Raw genomic sequence first — 21,605 nt, 5'->3', positions numbered from 1 at the left:
TTAAAAAATATATCTCAGCCCCAGCTGCATCTGCCACCTGGATGGCAGGTCAGGACTGGTAGTAAAAGTCCGTGTTTGTCCGGGGTCAAACTGGTAAATCGCCTTGCCATCGGCATCCTTGCCGGTATAGGCCAATGGCTGGTAGTAACCTGTGGTGCTGGCGTATTTACGCAATCCCCATTTACTGCTGATCAGGTTTCCGAGGTTCACAATGTCCAGGCTCACCTGGATGGTGCTGGTATGGTCCTTTCCTTTGAAGTTGAAGTCCTGCAACAGGCGAAGGTCCAGCTGACTAAACCAGGGTGAGGTGCCATCATATTTTCCCGTATACTGTCCCCTGTGTGAACTGAGGTATTTATCCTGCTGGATAAATCTTTCCAACGCTGCTCCCTGGGCTGCCGCATCCTGTACGTTCCCATTTGCATCTGTCAATGTTGCAAAGTTCATTTTGCTGATCTCTGACTGTGTAGGTACATACAGGAGGTCATTGGCTGCAGAGCCATCATTGTTCACATCACCACCATATACATAGGAATAGCGGTTACCGCTGGTCCAGTTGCTGAAGAACGAAATGGTGGTCGCATATTTCCCTTTACCATATTCAAACTTCTTGATACCTGCCAGTGTAAAACGATGGGTATTGCCATATAAAGAGTGCGACTCTCTCGCTTTGTTTGCATTGCCCAATACCGGGTTACGGTCAAAGGCATCGCCTGAAATCTCTGCGGAGATGGAGCTGGCGTCTTTTGCAATCAGGTAGTTATACCCAAACATCAGGAAATAACCTTTACCAAACGTTTGCTGCGCCTGGAAAGAGGCATTGAATGAATAACCAATCTTTGTATTGGTAAATACATAGGTAGCGGTATTGCCTTTATCACTGGCCTGGTATACCTCGCGTGTATCGCCTGTACCAGAGTTCAATACCCCTGTTGGTGTACCCAACCCGTAGTCTCTTACCATCATTGAGTTCAGGTCTTTTGAATAAGCCAGGTCACCTGTCAGGATAGTTCCTGTTGGTAATTTATAATCCAGCCCGATATTGGAACGCCAGATCTGTGGCCACTTGAAGTTGTGCGCTGTCACATCGTAATAACCGGTAAAAGGGTTACCGATCTGGTTACCTATCCATACAAATGGGAAACGGCCGGTGAATAAACCGGTACCACCGCGGAGTTGTACGGTTTTATCCCCATTGATATCCCAGTTGAAACCCAATCTGGGAGAGACTAAGATCTTACCGCTGGGCATGCGGGTATTATCAATGGTCTGACCGGGACCATTCTTCACGGGGTTTCCATTTTCATCGAACAGGGTCAGGTTATCTGTATTAGGTACTGTAGGTGACCCTTCTACAAAGGTGCCTGCAAAAGTACCGTCTGCATTGATATTCGGGCTCTTGTAACTGGCCTTGGAAGGATAATACAGGGCCTTGTCAAAGCGTACACCATAAGTAAGCTTGAAGTTAGGTACGGGGTTCCATTCATCCTGTGCATAAGCAGAAGCCTGCCCTACAGTGAGGTAATACCAGGTCCACTGATCAGCGGCGGCGCGGTTTTTTGCATAACTCACATTCGCATCGTATGCGCCAGCTGCAGCTGTTGTGAGGAAAGTATTGATATCAACACCGGAGAAGAGTGTAAACCCAAAGCCAGTCAGGTTAAAAGAGTTGCCAAATTTAAACTGCTCGTACGAACCGCCAATGGTGATGGTATGCTTTGGCAGAATGATGTTGAAGTTATCTGTCAGCTGCAGTGCATCCTGGTTCAGCACATTGTTGATAGAGAACGGTTCATAGCCTGCTACGATATAAGGCACACCATATTTCGTAATATTCAAAGCCGGGAAAGGAGAAGAGAATGGATTACGGTTATCCCTGAAGATCGTATACACTGCCCTGAATTTATTGGCGTAGGTATCATTGAAGTTTGATTTCAATTCCAGTCCAAATGAGTGCAGTTTATTGACCATCTCATATCCTGAATTTCTGAATTGCAGGGTAATGGCATCAGGTCCGCGGCGGTTGATGGCATTGGGGTGAGCAGTTTTTTCCTGTGAGCCATTCAGACCATTATAAGTAAAGGCCAGTGAATGTTTATTGCTGATCACCCAGTCTATTTTTGCCAGCCATTTATAGTTACTTCGTTTCAGGTTGTAATGTTCGTAAGGTCCTGTGTTATAGCCATACTTGGAACTCAGCAGGTCACTCACCGCCTGCAGGTCAGATGCCAGTACGCGGGAGGTGGTAATGTCGCCGGCATTGTTCGCGGTTTGTGCTACATATGCACTGGCTTCATCCTTGCGCTGTTCTGATTCGAAGTTGACAAAATAAAACAGTTTGTTCTTTTTGATGGCTCCACCCAGAGAAAATCCTGCCTGAAAGGATTCGAGGGTAGGCACAGTAAATTTTTGTCCGTCTATTTTACTGCCGGACAGTGCATCATTACGATAGAAAGCGTAGACGGTACCACTGAATTTGTTGCTACCGCTTTTGGTCACTGTGTTCACACCAGCGCCGGTAAACCCTGACTGGGTTACATCATAAGGCGCGATGTTGATCTGGATCTGATCGATCGCATCGATAGAGATGGGTTGGGCATTGGTTTGCCCGCCGGGTGTGGGTGCATCTAACCCAAACGGGTTGTTGAACACCGCTCCATCCAGTGAAAAGTTGTTGTACTGCCCGTTCCTGCCTGCAAAGGAGATTCCATTGTAAGTAGGGGAAGCCGATGGTGTAAGACGCAGGTAATCGTCTGCCGAACGGGAAACGGTAGGCAGCTGACGGATCTGGGTGCTTGAAATGTTGGTTGAAGCACCCGTGCGCTGATCATTAAAAATGGTAGAGCGACCACTCACCACTACTTCGCTGAGGGTACCTGCAGCCTGGGAAAGGCGCAGATCCAGGGAGGTCGTTTGGCCCAGGTTCAGAAATACCCCGGAAGCAGTTTTAGTCGCGTAACCAGTAAAAGACACTACCACCGTGTAAGGCCCTCCCACACGGAGGTTGGGTACAAGAAAACTTCCATCTGATTTGGTGATCAATCCTTTGTTGATACCAGCATCCGACCAGGTTACCTGTACAGTGGCCCCGGGTAAAGCCTCCCCCGCTTCTGTTTTTACTACACCGCTCAGGCTGGCGGTCGTCACCTGGGCAAATACACTACTTAATGAAATACAGGCAATTAATAAGCTCAAAAGGAGCTTGCGTAGATTTGGTTGATACATCTTTATGATATTGGTGAGTAATGGCTAACATTCAAAGAACAAGTACAGCACCATTCAAATAACATACTGTACAATTTACCATAAAAACTGCACAATTCCGCCGGGTTTCCTGCAAATTATTCAGGCAAGGGCTTCAAAATAAATACATAAAGTTTTTTAGTATATATATAGGGCACCATATTCAAACAAAAGCGTTACTCTATTTTAGATAACAGGTCGGTCAGCCTGCTAATCGGTTCATTCTCCAAATTATCAATAACAGCGATGAGCTCATTCCTCCTCTCACCATCAGTCGTATCTTTTCCTAATAAATGTACCTTGTTCACCACGTCATCCCATTCCAGCGGCCTTGTATAAAATCCCTTATAATCCTCCTTCTTTTCTGCTATCACTGCTCCATTTTTTAAATGAATGGTGATCTTTGCCGGCATTTTCTCCGGATAAGGGGCTGTATAAGGATCCAGTACCTCTGCTACTTTTCGGGGAGATTTCAGGGGCAAACCTGTATCTACAAACACATGTTCAATAAATGCCTGTACATCCGGTCTTCTGATCCGGTCTGGTAACAATTGTGCCGGCAGTACTTCTCCATCCAGCATCGCTATTGCCAATAAATAGGGTAAGCTGTGATCAGCCTGTTCTTTGGTTTGTACCAGCTTACGGTCGCCGTATTTTCCACCGCCCACTATATTATAAGCGGTGAGAAAAATCGTGGCATCTATCCGGGCCACATCTTTTGCGGCAATATTATGTTTACACCTGAGTTCAAGCAATGCTTCAATCGCAGATTGTGTATGTACTTCCGCATTATAGCTCTTTAAGATACAACGTTCAATTCTTGAAAAGTCTCCCGGCTCACAGTTAAATTCGGGATCCATATCAAATTCTTCCCTGAATCCCATCGGACCTTCGAAATAGCGGAGAGGGCCTGTCACTCCTTCTTTTGCCAGCAGGGTTGTATTGGTACAGGCCAGTGCCACAAGTGAAGATGCATATCCTTTCCATTCGTAGGTATAAGAAGCCCTGGTGGTCACGGTTGTATTGAAGGTACTGCCATTAATCCCAATGGCATGCGCCGCCTGTTCCAGCGTGAGACCGTATAGCGGACTGAGTGCTGCCGTCAGCGACATGGCCAGCAACGCTGTATGGTCTATTCCCTTGGCCATCAGTGGCATCTGGTCTATAAGGGTACATTCTACCTGGTAACCTATAGCCATGGCCGTAAGGAAGTCACGCCCACTGGCATTCACAGCCTGACAGGCGGCCAATATCCCACCTATATTATCGCTGGGATGACAGGTGGCATGCTTTCCCAGGTAATTGTCCATAAAGTCAGGATACCGTATCAATAATGTATACAACTGGGCAGCCCGGTCCACACCTGTTTTCCCCAATACCGGTACAGGCACAGGACCGTCGCACTGCAGGTATCTCAGCTGCCGGAATAATTTTTCTACCGTCGGGGCCTTCATGGAATAGAGCATGGAACCGGCCGCATCCAGCAAATGCTTTTTCAGTTGCGCCCTGACAGCGGGTTGCAGGTGTTCAAAAGACGAGAAAAAAGAAAACCGGGCAATTCGTTCCGTAATATCTGATACCGACATAACTGCTTTTTTTCATGTGGAATGCTATTTTCCCGTCCAATTAGCATGCCTGTTACTATCGCGCCAGGGGTAGCCATACACTCATATCACTCTTTCCCCTGTTTGCCCAGGCGAAATAAGGTATCAACTTTATTATAATTGGTTTGGAGTTATTATTTAATTCCTGGTACAAGGTATTGTACCATTGCTGTTGTTGTTGCAAATGAGCAATGCCTTGCAGGGCTATCACTTCTTCATTACCTATCTTCATCGGCTTAGGCTGCCAGATGGTTTTAGCGGGTACTGTGATGTCGGCAATTGTTTGCCCCGGTGCCAGGTCTGTAGACTCCAGGCAATAAACGAGTGGACCTTTTTTTAAAGCTACCTGGTTTTTGCATTCTTCTACCAATGGATTGGCAGCTATGAGGGTGGCAGGCATATCGAGTACCAGGGAGATCTTGTCTCCGGGTTTCCATTTACGGCTGATGTGCAGATAGGCGCCGGCAGCAATTTCCTGGTTCAGCGGTTTGTCATTGATTGTGAGACGGGCCTTTTTGCACCAGCCGGGAATGCGGAGGTGAATGCCGTAACTACTGGCTGGTGCTTTTTCCACAGCGATGTTGATACGGCCATCCCAGGGGTAATCGGTTGTTTGTGTAATGCGGATATCTTTTGTATCCAATGTATTGCCTCCATATAGGTCTACATATAAACCATCTGCTCCTATGCTGTACATATAGCCGCTGACTTCGGCGATTGTGCGTACCACATTTGGCGGACAGCAATTGGATAATGCAATGTAAGGTTGTCTCCCGCCTGCCCAGCGTAAGGTGTAGGGATAGTCAGCAGACGCAGCCAGCGGGTTCGTATAAAAGAAGCTGGTCCCATCCAGGCTTACGCCACTTAGTACACTGTTGTATAAAGCCAGTTCCACTACGTCTGCATACTTTGCATCGCCGGTAAGTTCCAGCATGCGGCGATTCCAGAGCATATTGCCAATGTTGGCACAGGTTTCGTTGTGTGCTGACAGGTTAGGTAGCTGGTAGTTGCGGCCATAGGCCTGGTGAACCTTTTGTACAGTATCGGGATTGTAGGAGATCCCATCTACAGATACCCCATCGTAGAGGGCACCACAGCCGCCGGTGACGTACATCTTACGATCGGTCACATCTACCCACATCCGGTCGAGTGTGTTGAGTAAACTGCTATCACCGGTTTCTGCATACAGATCTGCTGCCCCTGCAAAGAGGTAATTGGCCCTTACGGCATGGCCTGCTACCCGTTGCATCCGGCGAAAAGCCACCCTGTCTGAGTTATCGTCTGTGCCGGCAGTTTTGCCCCTGAGGTCGATTAGTCTTTCAGCCAGGGCCAGGTATTTTTGATTGCCGGTAGTTCTGTAAAGGTCTATCAATCCCATATAATGAGATGGACACACTGCAGGCGTGGTGGTGGTAGCAGCGGCATCGAGAAAATCTGCTGCTTTCTCTGCTACCGTTAACAGGCTCGTTTTGCCTGTAGCGCGGTAATGCACACAGGCAGCCGTCATGAGATGGCCAAAGTTGTAAGATTCAAAACTGAGTTTATCATCAAACTTGCCTTTGCCTTCAATGATGGCTTTTGTATAGATATAACCATCTGGCCTTTGCGCCTTCGCGATGACGGCGATGGCGGTATCCATCATTTTGTCTAATAATGGATCTTTGGTGCCTGCGTACATAGCAGCTACTGCTTCCAGTGTTTTATAGAAATCTCCATCATGAAAAGAGGGGCCTACGAAATGACCAGTGTCAAGGCCGGCAGCAATCTCAAAGTTCCTGTACGAATGGCAGAGCTGTGGATCGTGATAGGTAGCCCAAAGCTGGGGTACCATTGTGTTTTTACACACGGAGAAACGATCTGCCCAGAAGCCGGAAGTCCATTGCACAGCACCTGCATCTACGGGGTGCAATTTTGCATAAGGGCTTTGTGCTGCTACATTCAGACTGATGAACAGAACCATTATTAAATACCGCATCATTTTACAGATTGATAGTTGATCACATAAGTGCTGCCCGGTGATAAGCTCAGCTCATACCAGTTGTCTTTAGTTTGTTGGATAGTGCCGGTTGTGCATGTAGGCCTGGTGCTGCTGCCAAAGCGAAGAATACCATTGCCACCGGCAGTAGTAATCTTCATTTCTTTGGTACTGACGTGCAAACTGATATTCCCTGCTGGTGTGGGTACAGTACCCTCCATCCATTGCAATCCACCCAATGCAGGTTCCACTACATAGGTAGCATAACCGGGTGCTGTAGGTTTTACACCCAGGTAATACTTACCGAGTAAGTAGATGGGACTGGCTCCCCATGCATGGCAAAGGCTTTTGCCAAATTCACGGCCATACATGGCATAGTGTGCAGGCCCGGACTCATGTGGGTCATATTCTTCCCAGAACGTAGTAGCGCCGAGTCTGAGCATACCACCCCAATAGTTTTTTATTTCTTTTAAAACATAGGATTGCTCGTGCATGGCACATAAAGCTTCCAGTTCATAAAAGCGCATATAGGGTGTGGTGATATGCTGAATGCTGTCATTTAGTAATACAGTATGTTTGACGGCTTCTTTTTGCTGTGCGTTGAAATAATCAAAGAAGATGGCGAACATGTTTGCATAGCGGGTCACGTCGTCATTCACGGTGCTGTGTACTAAAGCCTGTTTCTGATCATTCCAGTAAATGCGGAAGAGTTTGGCCTTCAGGTCGGCGGCTAACAACCTGTATTTTTCGGCGTCGGGTTGGTTGCCGGCAATATCTGCACAGAGGCTCATGGTTTCGAGACTACGACAAAACAGTAACTGCTCGAAACTGAGCGGTCCTTTTTTGCTCAGGCCATCTGCCCAGTCAATAAATATCCAGTCGCCAACCTGTCCTTCCATCAATCCATCTTTATCTCTTCTGCCAAGACAATAGTCCATGAGTGGCTGCATACGGGGATAGATCTCTTTTATGAAGGTGCGATCGCCTGTATACATGTAATAATCATATACACCAAGGAACCAGTAGAAGGTGTAATCCATAATGGTGTTGATATGACTGGTCACCGGATCTTTTCCTCTCAATGCATATATGGTTCTGAGCACAGTACCTTTATCAAAGAAGAGATAGTAGTTCATAAGGTAACTCTGGTAAGCATCGCCACTCCATACCCAGCGATCTCTTTTAATGCCGTCAATAAAGAATTCACGGGTATTGAGGTGAAAGGTATACTTTGCTACATCATAGATCTGGTTGAGTTCATCATCAGAACATCTGAAACTACCTGGCTCATTGACGTCTGCATATTCATAGAGCATGGATACATTGTCTATATGAATATCTCCTGCTGTAACCATGCGTACATAGCGGAATGCTTTGGATGCAGGCAGGGTACTATCCTGGCTTACCGCTTTATCAAATGTAAGCCAGTCTACATTTACAGCGCCTTTGTCACTCATCGCTTCTTCTTTGCTTTCGCCGTAGTAGAGTGTGATTTTACCTTTGCCTTTTATGCCATTGAGTTTTACATAGCCAAAGGTTTCTTTTCCAAAATCTATGAGCCCGTTTTCGGTTTTTACAGCGGCCATTGGTTTTACAGGCAATGTAAATGCAGAAGGCAATATTGCAGGGTCATTGAAATTCCAGCTACCAGCATGTAACCATTTGGTGGCAGTAATGTCGGAGGTCTTCCCTGTTTCGTCAATCCATTCTTTATCTTCATAAGTTACAAGCCAGCTACTGTCGGAGATGATCTTATTACCTTGTATGTAGATGGCAGGAACCGTAGCCTGGCTAAATACTTTTACATTGATCCGGTGCTTACCGGCAGGGATAGTTATTACTGTAGGTGTGCCTTCAAACGGCTGCCCGTCCAACTTTACATTGTAAGTACCTTCTGCATAAATGCGTACCTGTTCCGGTTCGGAAAGCGTAACATCTTTATGAAAATCCATTAAGGGATAATGACTATCCATTTTCCAGAAGACAGGGAAAAACGTGCCCCTATCGGTACGCCTGTTCTGCATACGGTTGCTTAACCATATTTCATAATCTCCCGGATACCAGATCCAGGTAGCCTGTGCCAGTGTGGCGGCAGACAGGAAACAGAGACAACAAAGGATGAGCAATTGTTTCATATACTATAAGTGATTGCATAACTGCACAATGTAGTGGTCAGTAATAAGTGTCTTAACGTGGCACATTCCATAGTCTTTCAAGTTCTGCGAATCCGTGAATGGCATGAGGGGGGAGTTTTTCTCCTTTTTCGCCGAACACGTACATCGCAGCGGGTTGTTCAATCGTGACGCCGGTTTCGTTCGCAGCAGTAAGATGGAGATATTGAGCCATGAATGCATATACTGCCTTGCGCTTGTTGATACCAAAGTCATGGCCTTCTGCAGGCAGGTGTACATTCGATACCTTGCCGGCCTGGTCGTAGTAACCATAAATCTTTTGCAGGTAAGGGAAATCGTGTTCAGGCATTTTATCTGTCCAGTCGCCGCCATCGCTGACTAACAACTGTGGCCTGGGTGCTGCCATCGCAGCTATTTCTACATTATCGGTTCTGTTGCCACAACCATGAATGGGCATACCGCTTTCACAGGGACAGCCACCATAGAAATAAGAACTGATGGCCACTACAGGTGCGCTCACTTTGATACGGTCATCAATGGCTGTCATCAATACCGTATGACTACCGGCGCCTGAACCACCGGTGATGCCTACCCTGCTGGTATCTGCATTTTTAAGAGACAATAAATAATCGAGGATCCTGATGGTGCCGAGGGCCTGTACACTCATGGCTAAACTGCGGCGGTGATCGGCTTCTTCAAATTGCAGTTGCGACTCGCCCCAGGCAAATAAATCGTAACTGAAGGCCATGGCTCCCATACGGGCCAGGGTGGCACAGCGGTATTGGCAATCGGGCCTGTATCGCTGATCTTTCCAATGCCCGTCGGGATTGAGGATGACGGGTATCTTTCCTTTACTTTTGGCAGGTGCATAGAGCGACCCGTTAATATATACACCAGGCAATATTTCTATAGCGATGTTGCGTACTGTATATCCGTCAAATTTTCTCTCTGCAGTAATGATGGGGGCAGATGCAGGTTTGGGTGGTAAAGGAGACAATTGTAATGCCTGCAGGATACAGGGTTTCAGTTCCGCTTTTCGGCGCTCCCACTCCTGTGCATTATGATATTGCGCAGCAATTCTATCCAGCTCTGCCCAACCATCGGCTACTGGCCAGCGGTAGTATTCAAAACTGGTGAGGCGGTATTGCTTGTCTTTTTCCTTTCTTACTTTCAGATCGAGTGGTGCCAGCACATGCTCAAGTGTTGCTTCGGCATCCGGGCGATAACGCCAGTCAGCATAAGTCACCCACCTGCCTGCTACCTCTGTTGCTGTGTACCGGATTTTAATGCCATAGCGATGCTGGATATCCACCAGTACATCCTGCAATGGTTTCTTATATCCGCTGTCGGAGTTTTGCTGTGCGTAGGCACACTGTACCAGCAACAGGCAGAATAACAATCTTATCATGGGAAAACATTAATAACGTGGTCACAACGGTGGAATTAAGTGTCAATCAAACAAATATATTTTATTTGCCTGAGAAATCAAAATACAGGGTAAGTTGTAATGCCCGCGCCGGATCTTTTTCATAGTCGTAAAAGATATTTTTCATGCCCATCGGGCCGGTGGTTTCACTACGCTGGGTCTTGGTGCCAATGGCACTGATGCCCTGCATAAAAGAGATATCGCCGTTCGGGAAGATCGGTTCATAATTATGCCACTGATCCGTTTTCCATGCCGGGGTGAACAGGCGGAGAAAAACGTCTTCTGTGGTGGTGTATACGGTGAAAGGTTTGCCACGGGTAATGAATTTGCACCAGTACAATTGTGAGTAGTAACCTTTGAACTCCGGGTAGTTCCACCGCTCCCCTGTTTCTGTATCGTTATAATCTTTATGCCAGATACCGAAACGGGTACCCTTTAAACGGTTTTTCCAGACCCTGTACGGCCCGTTCCCCATATAATCGACTCCGAGGATGTCTTTTTCAGGGAAAGAGAAATTTAGCCCTGTAAACGAGGTAAAATAAGCCCCCGGGAAATAGTTGACATGCAGCCTGACTATTCCGGATGGATAAATGGTCCATTGCAGGGTATTATAACTTTTTTGCCGGTCAAAGGAGCTACGGATGACCAGGTTGTTTCCCTCGTAAGCATAACTAAATCCGCTGAAGTTGTTTTCGCCTTCCTGCAATATGGGGCCGTGGTGTAGAGGTACCCCTTCCAGCAGGCCGGTATATTTATTGAAAGCGAGTTGGATCTTATTGGCCGTAACCTGCCACAGGGAGTCGGTTTCTTTAACTACAGGTTTTGTGCTGCCGGAGGTGTCTAATAGCTTTTGCGCGGTGGCAGCAGGTGTGGTTATTGGGAAGCTCCATGTAAACAACTCCCTGTGATAAGGGTCTTTTGCGGTGATATATAGTACATCGTAGTCTTTCCAGTTGGCAGGCAGCCTGAGGTGAAGATCCCCGTTCTGTCCCGGAGCAATATGTGGTGCAGCAATCTGTCCGCTGTCAGCTCCCAGTTTATAGCTAAAAGTACACTGGTCAGTATTGGTAAAATGGTACCTGTTTTCAACATGCATATTGGCATCCAGGTGAATCGGGCTCCATACTTCTTTGACGGTATAAAAACTTCCTTCCTTTTCGTGATGTGGGCCTACTATGCCATCGGCCCCCCTGAAATGATCTGTATCGATTGAATCATTTAAATCATGACGGACTACGCCTTCATCTGCAAAATCCCACAGGAAGCCGCCGGCGCTCAAAGGATTGCGCCACATTTTTTCCCAATAGTCTTCCAGTCCTGCACCATGACCACCATCGAATTGTCCATGCAGGAATTCGGTAGGCATGACAATGTCCCTGCCATTTTCATAATTGCCGATGCCATAATTGTATTCCCGGTAATGTTGGGTTTCAATGCCACTGAATAATAACCAGGGGTGTAATACAGGGCGCCGCTGCAGATCCTGTTCGGGAAAGAGGTGATCTAATTCTAAATTGTGACCACCTTCGTTGCCATTGGCCCAGAAGATGATGCTGGGATGGTTCACATCGTGGGTGATCATTTCTTTTACCAGTTTGGTGCCGGTAGGTGTATCGTAATGGCCATGCCATCCGGCCAGCTCATCTATCACGTACATGCCCAGTGAATCACATACATCCAGGAAATGTGCATCCGGCGGGTAATGAGACATGCGAACTGCATTCATGTTCATTTCTTTCATCAGGAGTACGTCATCTATGCTCACCTGCTTGGTAGTTGTTCTACCTGTTTCGGGTGTAAAGGAATGCCTGTTTACACCTTTGAATTTTATTTTGGCACCATTGATATAGACGCCGTCCCTGGGCCGTACCTCTACTGTACGGAAACCGAAACGCTGCCGCACGATGTGCGTTTTTAGTGTGAATACTGCGGTATATAAATTCGGGAACTCGGCAGACCAGGGTTGAATATCATGATAAATGGTATCCAGGTGATGCAAGGGTGTACCGATCTTTTTCCCATTTGCATCGTACAATTGCATTGTCACTTCTCCGGGAGCTTTTACCTGTGCTGTGAAATGTCCGTCTGCATTGGCGTTGATAACAACCTGTTCTATATGTTCAGCAGGCAGTGCTTCGAGGTATACAGGCCGGAAGATGCCGCCAAAAATCCAGAAGTCGCCTTGCCTTTCGGCCGCATTGACAGATCTGTTGGCACTCTGTTTATCTACTTTTACTTCCAGCAGGTTGCTGCCGCTTTTTAATAAATGCGTAATGTCATATTTAAAAGCATAGAAGGCACCCTGGTGCATTGCACCTGCTGATTTACCATTTATTCTGACGGCCGCATCTGTCATGACACCCTCAAAAACGATATTGATCTGTTTGCCTTTCCAACCCCTGGGTACATGAAAAGCATACTTGTAGCAGCCACTTTCTTTTCCCCTGACGCTATCTTTTGCAAAGCCATAATCATATTTTCCAAATCCCTGTAGTTCCCAGCAGGCGGGTACAGGTATCGTCGTCCACTTGCCGGAATTTGCACCTGCAGTGCAATAAAAGTCCCAATTGGTACCTGATAGATACTGGATTTCGGTTTCCTGGGCATACAGGCAATATACGCCTGTTAAAACAATACAGAGGGTCAAAAAGGTCTTCTTCATAAGCTTTTCAACTATTTCCGGTGAAGCCGTATCACCTGCATACTCAATGCATCCAGCGTGAGACTCCCTTTCGTTAACCCTGTTTCAATGGTCACAGGTACGCCCCTGTCTTCTTTGAACACAGTTACCTGTGCCTGTGGTTGCAATGCGCCCAATGCTTTCAGGTTGATGTTTACTTTGGCATCCGTACCTCCGGCATTTACCATCTTCACAATGAGATCTCCGGTCTTCGTATCCTTTACGCAGGATGCAGCCAGTGTAGAATCTTTCTTACGGTCAAAGGTCACCACGTCACTGATATATACATCTCCTGTATTCATGGAAAACAGCTGTTGTACATAGTAATTTACAGTTGGATATACACCTGTGTTATCAAAGTAAATCAGGTCGGGATTCCAGTTGGTATTTCCTTTCTTTGCCAGCAGCGGTGCATACGAAGCCATGTGAACCACATCGCCGTTTCTTTCCAGGCTGGTCATGTATGCCGCTTCAGAGATGGCGTTGATAAACTTATTTCCTTTGGAAGCATATTCCCCGATATACACTTTTGCTTTCTTCCTATCGTACTTATCGTAGCGCAGGTTATTCTTCAGGAACCATTCAGGGTCCATGTAGTAGTGTTCATCTACTACCGGCACTTTCAGTTTATTCACAATATTCCATCCTTTTTCATAGTCTTCTCCTTCAGGAAAAGGACCTGCTGTACCGATCACTGTAATTTCCGGATGCTTTGCTTTCACGGCATTATAAATCATGGTGAAGCGCGCTTCAAATTCAGGGGTCATTTTATCTTCGTTGCCAATGCCCAGGTATTCCAGGTGGAATGGCTCCGGATGACCGGCAGCCGCACGTTTGGCACCCCAGGCAGAAGTAGCGGGACCATTTGCATATTCTACCAGGTCCAGTACATCCTGGATATAAGCCTGCATATCCTGCATAGGTATTCCTTTCTGCCCTGTACCGCCAATTACCCAGGTACCACCGGAATTCTGGCAACTTACAGCCGCAGCTAAGATAGGTACGGGCTTGGCACCGATATCTTCACAAAATTGGAAATATTCAAAGTAGCCCAGTCCTACTGACTGGTGGTAGTTCCAGATGTTGCGCTGGTCAATGCGCGCCTCTAATGGACCAATGGTATTTTTCCAGTTGTAAATGTTGGCGATGCCGTCTCCATGTACCAGGCATCCGCCGGGAAAGCGCATAAACCGTGGATGCAGATCAGCGATTGCCTGTGCCAGATCTGCTCTCATCCCGTTTTGCCTGTTCTTAAATGTCTTTGTTGGAAAAAGCGATACCTGGTCCAGCGCCAGTTTGCCAATACCTTTTGCGATAATCACCAGGCAGGCGCTGTCATCACTTTTATTCACCGTGATACGGCCGGCATATTGCTGCCAGTTTTTATCTTTTATATCGAAAGTGGTTTCGCCGTAAATGTCTCCCTTTTTATTGCGAAGGCTCACGGTGACAGGCATGGCATTGCCAGCCAGTTGTTTTGCAAAGAGCGATAAGTCGTATTGTTCACCTTCTTTTACGGGGATGCCGTTAAAACCGTAGTTAGTTAGTCCAAGCCCTTCCCGGCCTGCATCCTGTATATCCAGCACTATATAATGCGGATTGTTTTCATTGAGTGGCGACTTTGTTTCCAGCGATATTTTGCCGTAAGCAAATCCCCTGGGTGTATACTCCCATGCGGTCATTGGGTTCCATCCCCTGTGGTCCGATCCGGTATATTCGAAGGAGCGGTTCTGGATAAGTTCTGCATATAATCCTCCATCAGCAGCATAACTGATGTCTTCAAAGAAGATACCAAACAGATCAGGGCTGATAGCCTTTTGTCGTTGAGCAAAGGTAGCCGTGGAATAAAGGGCGATGATAAATGTAAATAATGAACGTTGCATATAAATTGTAATATACGATAGCATCAATATACAACAATGAGTATAAAAATCTTTAAATATCATTTTCTTTTTAAATACCGGCTACTTTTCAGCTAACTAATCGCCTCAAAAAACCTAAATTTATTTGCTAATATTTTTAGTATTTTGAGCTAAATTATTTAGTTTTGTGCAAGTAGAAATAGAACAAATTTTTGAAGGTGCATACTTCCTGCAACAGGGAAAAAAGATCAGGATAAAAGGTACGGATTTGCCAAACATCCTGCAGGTAATCGATACGCTGGAACCAATATTGATCGAACGTGCTGAACTGTCGCTTTTCCGCTTCTCCACTATGGATGTCAGCACCGGCACAGTTCTCCGTCCTACCTCTCTTGGCAACAAGTTTTGGCTGAAGCCTGGCATGGGAGGAAAATGGTTTGTAGGTGTAGATGAAGTCCTGACTTCTGCTTACATCTACTACATTCATCAGCTGCAACGGCTCTTCTTTTCCCTCTTTGAAGAACAACTCAGGTATTCCGGTGACGAAACACCCACTGGTAAATCTGCGAAAAAAAACTACTACTATAAACCCCAGCACCAGGTAGGCTCAGTAGTAGTAGCAACCAATCATCCGCACACAAAAAAAGGCGATTCCAGGAATGCAATCCTGGAGCCTGTGCCGGATGAATTGTATTACCTCACTGCCGACATGCGGCTGCTGATCCGGTCCAAAAGACTGGGATACGCCATATGGGAAGTAGTAGCAAGTCCGCCACTCTTCGTGCACGACGGCAAGCCCTGGGGCCTCAAACTGGCTGCAGGTAAAACCGTTACCGAAGAGGAAACGGCAAAAGCAGGGAAGTGGCTGCTGGAACACCTGACAGGAATTGAAACGAGTTTTACATAAACAACAACGGGGACAGGAAATACAAACAAACGACCGGGGAACAGGTACTATACGCAAAAAAGACACAGCACCCTCAGGCTGTATATCTCAAGGTAACCAGGAAATCTGATTCAACATGAACTATTCAACATCTCAGTAGCCAACTCGTTTCTGAGCTGTATCCATGCCAACGCAACGGATGATCAGCATGCATTGTTTCTAAACAACAAAACAGCACACACTTTGTGCAGGTGTTATAGCCATGCCATCACCTCACCTGTGTCAGTTAGGAGTACTCCGCACCCCGGGTTACCCCTAACTGCGCGGGTGGCTTGCTCACAGCCTGCAAGCGTTTAGGTTTTTTTTATGAAAGTAGTCGATCGACAACTTTTTATTCTCCAAAATGTGACCATTTTTCATCCGGAATGTCTGAACTAAAAGTAATATTAAAAGAGCTCGGCGGAAAGATCAAAGCAATTCGTAAGCAGAGAAGAATGACCCAGCTGGATCTCGAAGTTTCTTCCGGTGTACATGCCGGAGATATTTCGAAAATAGAAAATGGCATGAAAAATCCCGCTGCGACTACCCTCATTAAATTAGCCTCCGCACTCGAAGTAGAGCTGAATGAATTTTATCCCATCAGGAGGAATGAAAAATAATTGTCTGGCTGACAAAACTATATATTATTAAGCCTTTTGCCCCTACCGCTCACACCACACCCCTGAAACCCCACTGCTGTCACTGACAACGGTGGGGTTTCGCTTTTCACTCAGCTTTTTATTACATTTGATCAGCCACGTAATGATATGACTTTACTACCCGAAAGCCGCCAGCAAAACCTTTCATTCCATGATCTCCGCCTGGAATCCAACTTTGAAATCTTCTTCAAAGCACTCTATCCCCAGTTGTGCGTATACTGCAAACTCAAATATAACTTCGACATTCACCTCGCCGAAGACATCGTGAATACCTCCTTCTCCAAACTATGGGAAGCCCGCTATACCCTGACCCCTACCCTTTCTGCCAAAGCATATCTCTTCAAAATAGTTAACAACCAATGCCTTAATACCCTTAAACACCAAAAGGTACAAGATCAGTACACCCAATACCAGCTCAATGCACCCACGCCTTTGTCTCCCACCGACGATCTCGACCTCAAGCAACTCCGCGATGCGATCGATGTCGCTATTGCAGAACTGCCCGACCAGATGCGAAAAATATTTGAGCTCAACCGCCACGACGGTCTCAAATACACAGAGATCGCCACACGCCTGAATTTATCGATCAAGACGGTAGAAACACAGATGAGCCGGGCGCTGCTTAAACTCAGGAAGAAACTCGCGGCCTTCATCCGCTAAAAAATTTATTCTCCCCTTGTAGGGGTAAAATTGTTTTCACTTGTATTAATACCCGAGCGCATGGAAAATACAATCAACGATGAACTCCTGACCAGGTACCTGGCAAATGAGGCCCCGGCCTCCGAACAAGCCCTCGTCGAGCGCTGGCTGGCACTTAGCGAAGAAAACCGCCAATACCTCGATACACTGCGCCAGGCATGGCAACTGGCCGATGCCCGGCAGACCCTGGATTATGTGCTGGATGAAATGAACATGGACGAAAAATGGGCGCAATTCAGACAGTCAGGCGCAAAACAGGTGTCATCTAAAAAACCGATCGCTATGCTGGCCGCTGCCGCCGCCATCGGCCTGCTTGTCATTGCCAGCTGGCAGTGGCTGTACAAGCGGCCCCATACTCATATCGCAGCAGTAAACACAGCGCAAAGTGTGCCGCATGACAGCCTGCACCACGAAGTGAACACCACCGGCAAAGAAAAGAAACTGACCATGGCGGATGGTACCAGCATACTGCTGGCCGATCAGAGTGCGCTCACCTGGCGGGAGCCATTCACAGACAACCGTGCGGTTAGTATATCGGGGAAGGCATTTTTTCAGGTAGCCAGCGACCACCAACATCCATTTACAGTGATCAGTGGAGATATCTCTACTACAGTATTGGGAACGGGTTTCGAAGTAAATACATTTCATGATATCACGGTCAGGTTGTACACCGGCAAGGTGATGATCACTTCTTCCAACACCAGGAGAATGAAGAACAAAGTATACCTCTCTCCCGGTCAGGAATTTATTTATGGCAACCAGATCATCGTACGCTCCTTCCTGCAGAACGTATCTTCCGTGACGGGAGATAAGCATCCTGCTGAAGACCCATACATTGCCAGTGGCGAAGAGAACAACTGGTACATGTTCAACAACCAATCGCTGGAAGAAGTGCTGAACCAACTCGAAGCACTCTATAAAGTAAAGATTATTTATAACAGCGCCGATATAAAGAATATCTATTTCACAGCCAGATATGAAAGAACTGAATCGCTTGCATCGATCTTGCAACGAATTGCTAAGTTGAACAACCTTAAGATTACCGACAATGATAGTGTGATGATAATTAAAAAATAAAACCCACGTACATATTTTCCACGTATAGCCCATCTTATCAGTCATATCGATTGATAACAGGGCTGTTGTTTCCTGATAAAACTACAAAGCTGTATGAAATGTAAGCAACCCTGGACCCGGGCTTCCATGATAGCCCTGATCTTCCTGCCCTTATGGACCTTTGCACAAACTAAAATGAGCGACGTAAAAGGGATTGTACACAGTGAAGATAATCACCCCGTGCCAGGCGCCACTGTCATGATCCGCAACACACAAAACAATTTCACGACTGGTGCCAAAACCGACACTGCCGGTATATTCAGTATGCGGGTACCTGCCGGTGGTCCTTATCTCTTTTCCATTACCAGTATTGGATTTGAGCCTAAAACCTATTCAGGGTATCAGCTCAGACCCGGTACTACCTTTACGCTGGATGTATCGCTGAAAGCAGCTGTGGGCTCGCTGGACCAGGTGATAGTAGTAGGCTATGGTACCCAACGTAAATCCAACCTGACAGGTGCTGTAGCTTCGCTCAATACTGAGAACCTGGAACAACGACCCGTGACCCGGGTAGACCAGGCACTCATCGGCCAGATGGCAGGTGTAGCGGTGAAACAAACTACAGGCACACCCGGCAAGGCTTTTAGCGTGCAGGTAAGAGGAGCCGCATCTATCTCTGCCGGCAATGAACCCCTGTATGTCATTGATGGTTTTCCCCTGTCTACTGCCGCCCCCGGTTCTGCAGGCAGTTTTGGCAGCGGTAACCCACTGGATAATATCAACCCTGATGACATCGAATCTATACAGGTATTAAAAGATGCCGCCTCCGCTGCCATCTATGGTTCCAGGGGTGGCAATGGAGTGGTGCTCATCACTACTAAGAGAGGTAAAACCGGTAAGGCAGAGATCAGTTTCAATGCCAATGCAGGTTACTCCAAAGCTGTTAAAAAACTGGATGTGCTCAGTGGCAAAGAGTGGATAGACAGGGCTACTGAGATGATCAATCAACAATGGGTTAACTCCGGTGCCAACAGAACGGCAACGCAAAGTAATGATGAGAGAAGAACATTGCTGGGCTTACCTGCAGGTGGTATTGACATCAACTACATGACAGATGACCGCTGGACGCAACCTGGTTATGGCGGGCTTAAATTCATCGACTGGCAAGACGAAGCCTTCAGGCAGGCAGCGTTACAGAACTATCAGTTGTCTGCCCGGGGTGGTACGAACGTACTGAATTATTTCCTGTCAGGTAACTATACAAAAACAGACGGATTGGTTAGAAAGACAGATTACACGCTGTATTCTGTAAGAGCCAACTTCGAGGTAAAGGCCAACGACAAATTGAAACTGGGATTAAACATCAATCCTTCTTACTCCATCACCAATGATCCCGGCGTAGAAGGTAAAGACAATATCCTGCACCAGCTGGTATCTGCTTCGCCAGTACAACTATACGATGCAGAAAATGTAAACGTATTTACCTACGACCGTTACCCATGGTCAGTTTCAAATAACAGCCCCGTTGCAAAGCTGCTGTATTTTATAGGCGCTACCAAACGATTCAGGACACTGACCAGTGTATATGGTGATTATGAAATAGTGAAAGACCTGCATTTCAAAACAACGGTGAACCTTGACAATACGGACAACACTTCCAAAACTTACCAGCCCAATGGGGTAACTGTATCCTCTTATTCTACCCGGCTGGCATCACCCAATGCCGGTACGTACGGGGCCCTTACCCAGTATCGCCGCCAGACCTTCGTGAATGAGAATACCTTTAGCTACAATCATAATTTCGGAAAGGCACATGATGTATCGTTGCTGGCAGGTTTCTCTTACAACAGTGACTACCTCTATGCTAACCTGGAAAGGTCATCGGGCGGTTTCAACTATAGTAATATCACTACACTGAATGGCGCTGTAGCCATTACAGGCAACAGTACGGAGACACAGAATAAACTCCTCTCCTTCTTTGGCAGGGCGCAATATGCTTACAAAGGAAAATACCTGCTGTCTGCCAGTTTGCGCCGCGACGGATCATCCCGTTTTGGAACCAATACCAAATGGGCATTATTCCCTGCGGCTTCCATAGGGTGGAATGTAACAGACGAATCTTTCCTGCACAATATAAAATCGCTGAGTAACCTGAAACTGCGTGTGAGCTATGGAGAGACCGGTAACTACAACATTGGTGACTATGCCAGCATTGCATTGCTCACTGCCGCCAATGCTTCGCTGAACAATACCTCGGTAGCAGGGCAAACGCAGGGTTCTATCGTCAACCCCGATCTTACCTGGGAGAAGAGCCGGACCATCGACGGAGGTATTGACTTTGGATTATTCAATAACCGCCTTACAGGTGCTATCGATTATTACAACAAAATTACATCCAGCCTGTTGCTGAACGTGCCGATTCTTGCTACCACCGGTTTTCAGACCTACCTGAGCAATGCCGGCAGAGTGAGAAACAATGGCTGGGAATTTGAACTGAATGCGAAGGTAATCAGCACCAAAGATTTTAGCTGGAGCCTGGGTGGCAACCTCACCCTCACTAAAAATAAACTGGTGGCATTACCGAATGGACAAACACAAATTGTGATTCCTTCCAGCCTGGGTGATGCTGCCGTGCATAGCATTCTGAAAGTAGGTGAGCCCATTTACAGCATCTATGTGCTGAAAAGAATCGGGGTACTGAGCCAGGAAGATATCGACAAAGGTGTGCCGCTGTATACCAGTGAAACTGCCGGAGATCCTAAGTATTACGATGCCAATGGAGATGGTGTGATCAACAGCAGCGATCGTGTAATCATGGGCAAACCAAGCCCTGACCGCATATGGGGCATCAACAGTACTTTCCGGTACAGGAACTTTGACCTCGGTTTTTTAGTACAGGGACAAAGCGGTGGCTCCATCTATTCCCTGCTGGGCAGGGCCATCAACCGGGTGGGTATGAGCTCCCTGGAAAATACCCTGGGCATTATGCGTGACCGCTGGCGCTCTGCCGATGAACCGGGTAATGGTATCACCAGCAAGGCAGTAACCAGTACGACCTATATCGCTAATACCGACTGGTTATACTCCTCCAACTACTGGCGGGTGCGCAGTATCACCCTGGGATATAACCTGGGCAAAGCATTGAAGACAAGACAAATCAATGCAGCCCGGGTATACATCACGGCAGAAAACTACTTTGTCCATGACAGGTACTACGGCGGTTTTAACCCCGAAGCAGCCAACACCGATGTAAGTGGCAGCACCTCCTTTCCCGAAGCCGGCGACTATGGCGGATTGCCACTGCCCAAATCACTGATACTCGGTTTAAACATCACCTTTTAATC

At 46.9% G+C, this 21,605-nt stretch carries 12 protein-coding genes; 5 read left to right on the top strand and 7 right to left on the bottom strand.

What is annotated here, in order from left to right; genetic code table 11:
• The 7 genes from ABDW16_RS04050 to ABDW16_RS04020 all read right to left on the bottom strand — a co-directional run bounded on the left by ABDW16_RS04050 (window position 1) and on the right by ABDW16_RS04020 (window position 14,943).
• Window positions 1-3,195: a carboxypeptidase regulatory-like domain-containing protein gene (locus ABDW16_RS04050; protein ID WP_343667878.1), complete on the bottom strand. Its 3,195-nt coding sequence runs from the start codon at window positions 3,193-3,195 to the stop codon at window positions 1-3.
• Between the two features lie 224 nt (window positions 3,196-3,419).
• On the bottom strand, window positions 3,420-4,829 hold the full coding sequence (locus tag ABDW16_RS04045) for an MmgE/PrpD family protein (RefSeq protein WP_343667877.1): 1,410 nt from the start codon (window positions 4,827-4,829) through the stop codon (window positions 3,420-3,422).
• A gap of 55 nt (window positions 4,830-4,884) precedes the next feature.
• Window positions 4,885-6,807 carry a glycoside hydrolase family 127 protein gene (locus ABDW16_RS04040; protein WP_343667876.1) on the bottom strand — a complete coding sequence of 641 codons (1,923 nt, stop codon included), beginning with the start codon at window positions 6,805-6,807 and terminating at the stop codon, window positions 4,885-4,887.
• A gap of 14 nt (window positions 6,808-6,821) precedes the next feature.
• Window positions 6,822-8,957 carry an alpha-L-rhamnosidase C-terminal domain-containing protein gene (locus ABDW16_RS04035; RefSeq protein WP_343667875.1) on the bottom strand — a complete coding sequence of 712 codons (2,136 nt, stop codon included), beginning with the start codon at window positions 8,955-8,957 and terminating at the stop codon, window positions 6,822-6,824.
• A 52-nt stretch (window positions 8,958-9,009) separates the two neighbouring features.
• Entirely contained in the window at window positions 9,010-10,362 is a 1,353-nt protein-coding gene (locus ABDW16_RS04030; protein WP_343667874.1) for an acetylxylan esterase, read from the bottom strand.
• A gap of 61 nt (window positions 10,363-10,423) precedes the next feature.
• A complete protein-coding gene (locus tag ABDW16_RS04025) occupies window positions 10,424-13,042 on the bottom strand; it encodes a glycoside hydrolase family 2 TIM barrel-domain containing protein (protein ID WP_343667872.1) in 2,619 nt (872 codons plus the stop codon).
• A gap of 11 nt (window positions 13,043-13,053) precedes the next feature.
• Window positions 13,054-14,943 (bottom strand): alpha-L-arabinofuranosidase C-terminal domain-containing protein, encoded by a 1,890-nt coding sequence (locus ABDW16_RS04020; RefSeq protein ID WP_343667871.1) that lies wholly within the window; start codon window positions 14,941-14,943, stop codon window positions 13,054-13,056.
• 166 nt (window positions 14,944-15,109) lie between these two features.
• Here ABDW16_RS04020 and ABDW16_RS04015 point away from each other — a divergent pair, with 166 nt between their 5' ends.
• From ABDW16_RS04015 to ABDW16_RS03995, 5 genes are all read left to right on the top strand, one after another.
• Window positions 15,110-15,829, top strand: coding sequence for a hypothetical protein (locus ABDW16_RS04015; RefSeq protein ID WP_343667870.1), 720 nt, complete (start codon window positions 15,110-15,112; stop codon window positions 15,827-15,829).
• Between the two features lie 404 nt (window positions 15,830-16,233).
• A complete protein-coding gene (locus tag ABDW16_RS04010) occupies window positions 16,234-16,467 on the top strand; it encodes a helix-turn-helix transcriptional regulator (protein WP_343667869.1) in 234 nt (77 codons plus the stop codon).
• 147 nt (window positions 16,468-16,614) lie between these two features.
• Window positions 16,615-17,166 (top strand): RNA polymerase sigma-70 factor, encoded by a 552-nt coding sequence (locus ABDW16_RS04005; RefSeq protein WP_343667868.1) that lies wholly within the window; start codon window positions 16,615-16,617, stop codon window positions 17,164-17,166.
• Between the two features lie 60 nt (window positions 17,167-17,226).
• Window positions 17,227-18,282, top strand: coding sequence for a FecR family protein (locus ABDW16_RS04000; RefSeq protein ID WP_343667867.1), 1,056 nt, complete (start codon window positions 17,227-17,229; stop codon window positions 18,280-18,282).
• Between the two features lie 93 nt (window positions 18,283-18,375).
• Complete coding sequence (locus ABDW16_RS03995; RefSeq protein WP_343667865.1) at window positions 18,376-21,603, top strand: TonB-dependent receptor; 3,228 nt, start codon at window positions 18,376-18,378, stop codon at window positions 21,601-21,603.
• The last annotated feature ends 2 nt before the right edge of the window (window positions 21,604-21,605 follow it).

Source organism: Chitinophaga sp., assembly GCF_039596135.1.
In the GTDB taxonomy this organism is placed as follows: domain Bacteria; phylum Bacteroidota; class Bacteroidia; order Chitinophagales; family Chitinophagaceae; genus Chitinophaga.
This window is presented reverse-complemented; position numbering and strand designations above follow the sequence as displayed.

Coding starts and splice junctions, on each gene's coding strand:
- ABDW16_RS04045 (WP_343667877.1), bottom strand. CDS start 4,829: ATGTCGGTATCAGATATTACGGAACGAATTGCCCGGTTTTCTTTTTTC.
- ABDW16_RS04040 (WP_343667876.1), bottom strand. CDS start 6,807: ATGGTTCTGTTCATCAGTCTGAATGTAGCAGCACAAAGCCCTTATGCA.
- ABDW16_RS04035 (WP_343667875.1), bottom strand. CDS start 8,957: ATGAAACAATTGCTCATCCTTTGTTGTCTCTGTTTCCTGTCTGCCGCC.
- ABDW16_RS04030 (WP_343667874.1), bottom strand. CDS start 10,362: ATGATAAGATTGTTATTCTGCCTGTTGCTGGTACAGTGTGCCTACGCA.
- ABDW16_RS04025 (WP_343667872.1), bottom strand. CDS start 13,042: ATGAAGAAGACCTTTTTGACCCTCTGTATTGTTTTAACAGGCGTATAT.
- ABDW16_RS04020 (WP_343667871.1), bottom strand. CDS start 14,943: ATGCAACGTTCATTATTTACATTTATCATCGCCCTTTATTCCACGGCT.
- ABDW16_RS04010 (WP_343667869.1), top strand. CDS start 16,234: ATGTCTGAACTAAAAGTAATATTAAAAGAGCTCGGCGGAAAGATCAAA.
- ABDW16_RS04005 (WP_343667868.1), top strand. CDS start 16,615: ATGACTTTACTACCCGAAAGCCGCCAGCAAAACCTTTCATTCCATGAT.
- ABDW16_RS04000 (WP_343667867.1), top strand. CDS start 17,227: ATGGAAAATACAATCAACGATGAACTCCTGACCAGGTACCTGGCAAAT.
- ABDW16_RS03995 (WP_343667865.1), top strand. CDS start 18,376: ATGAAATGTAAGCAACCCTGGACCCGGGCTTCCATGATAGCCCTGATC.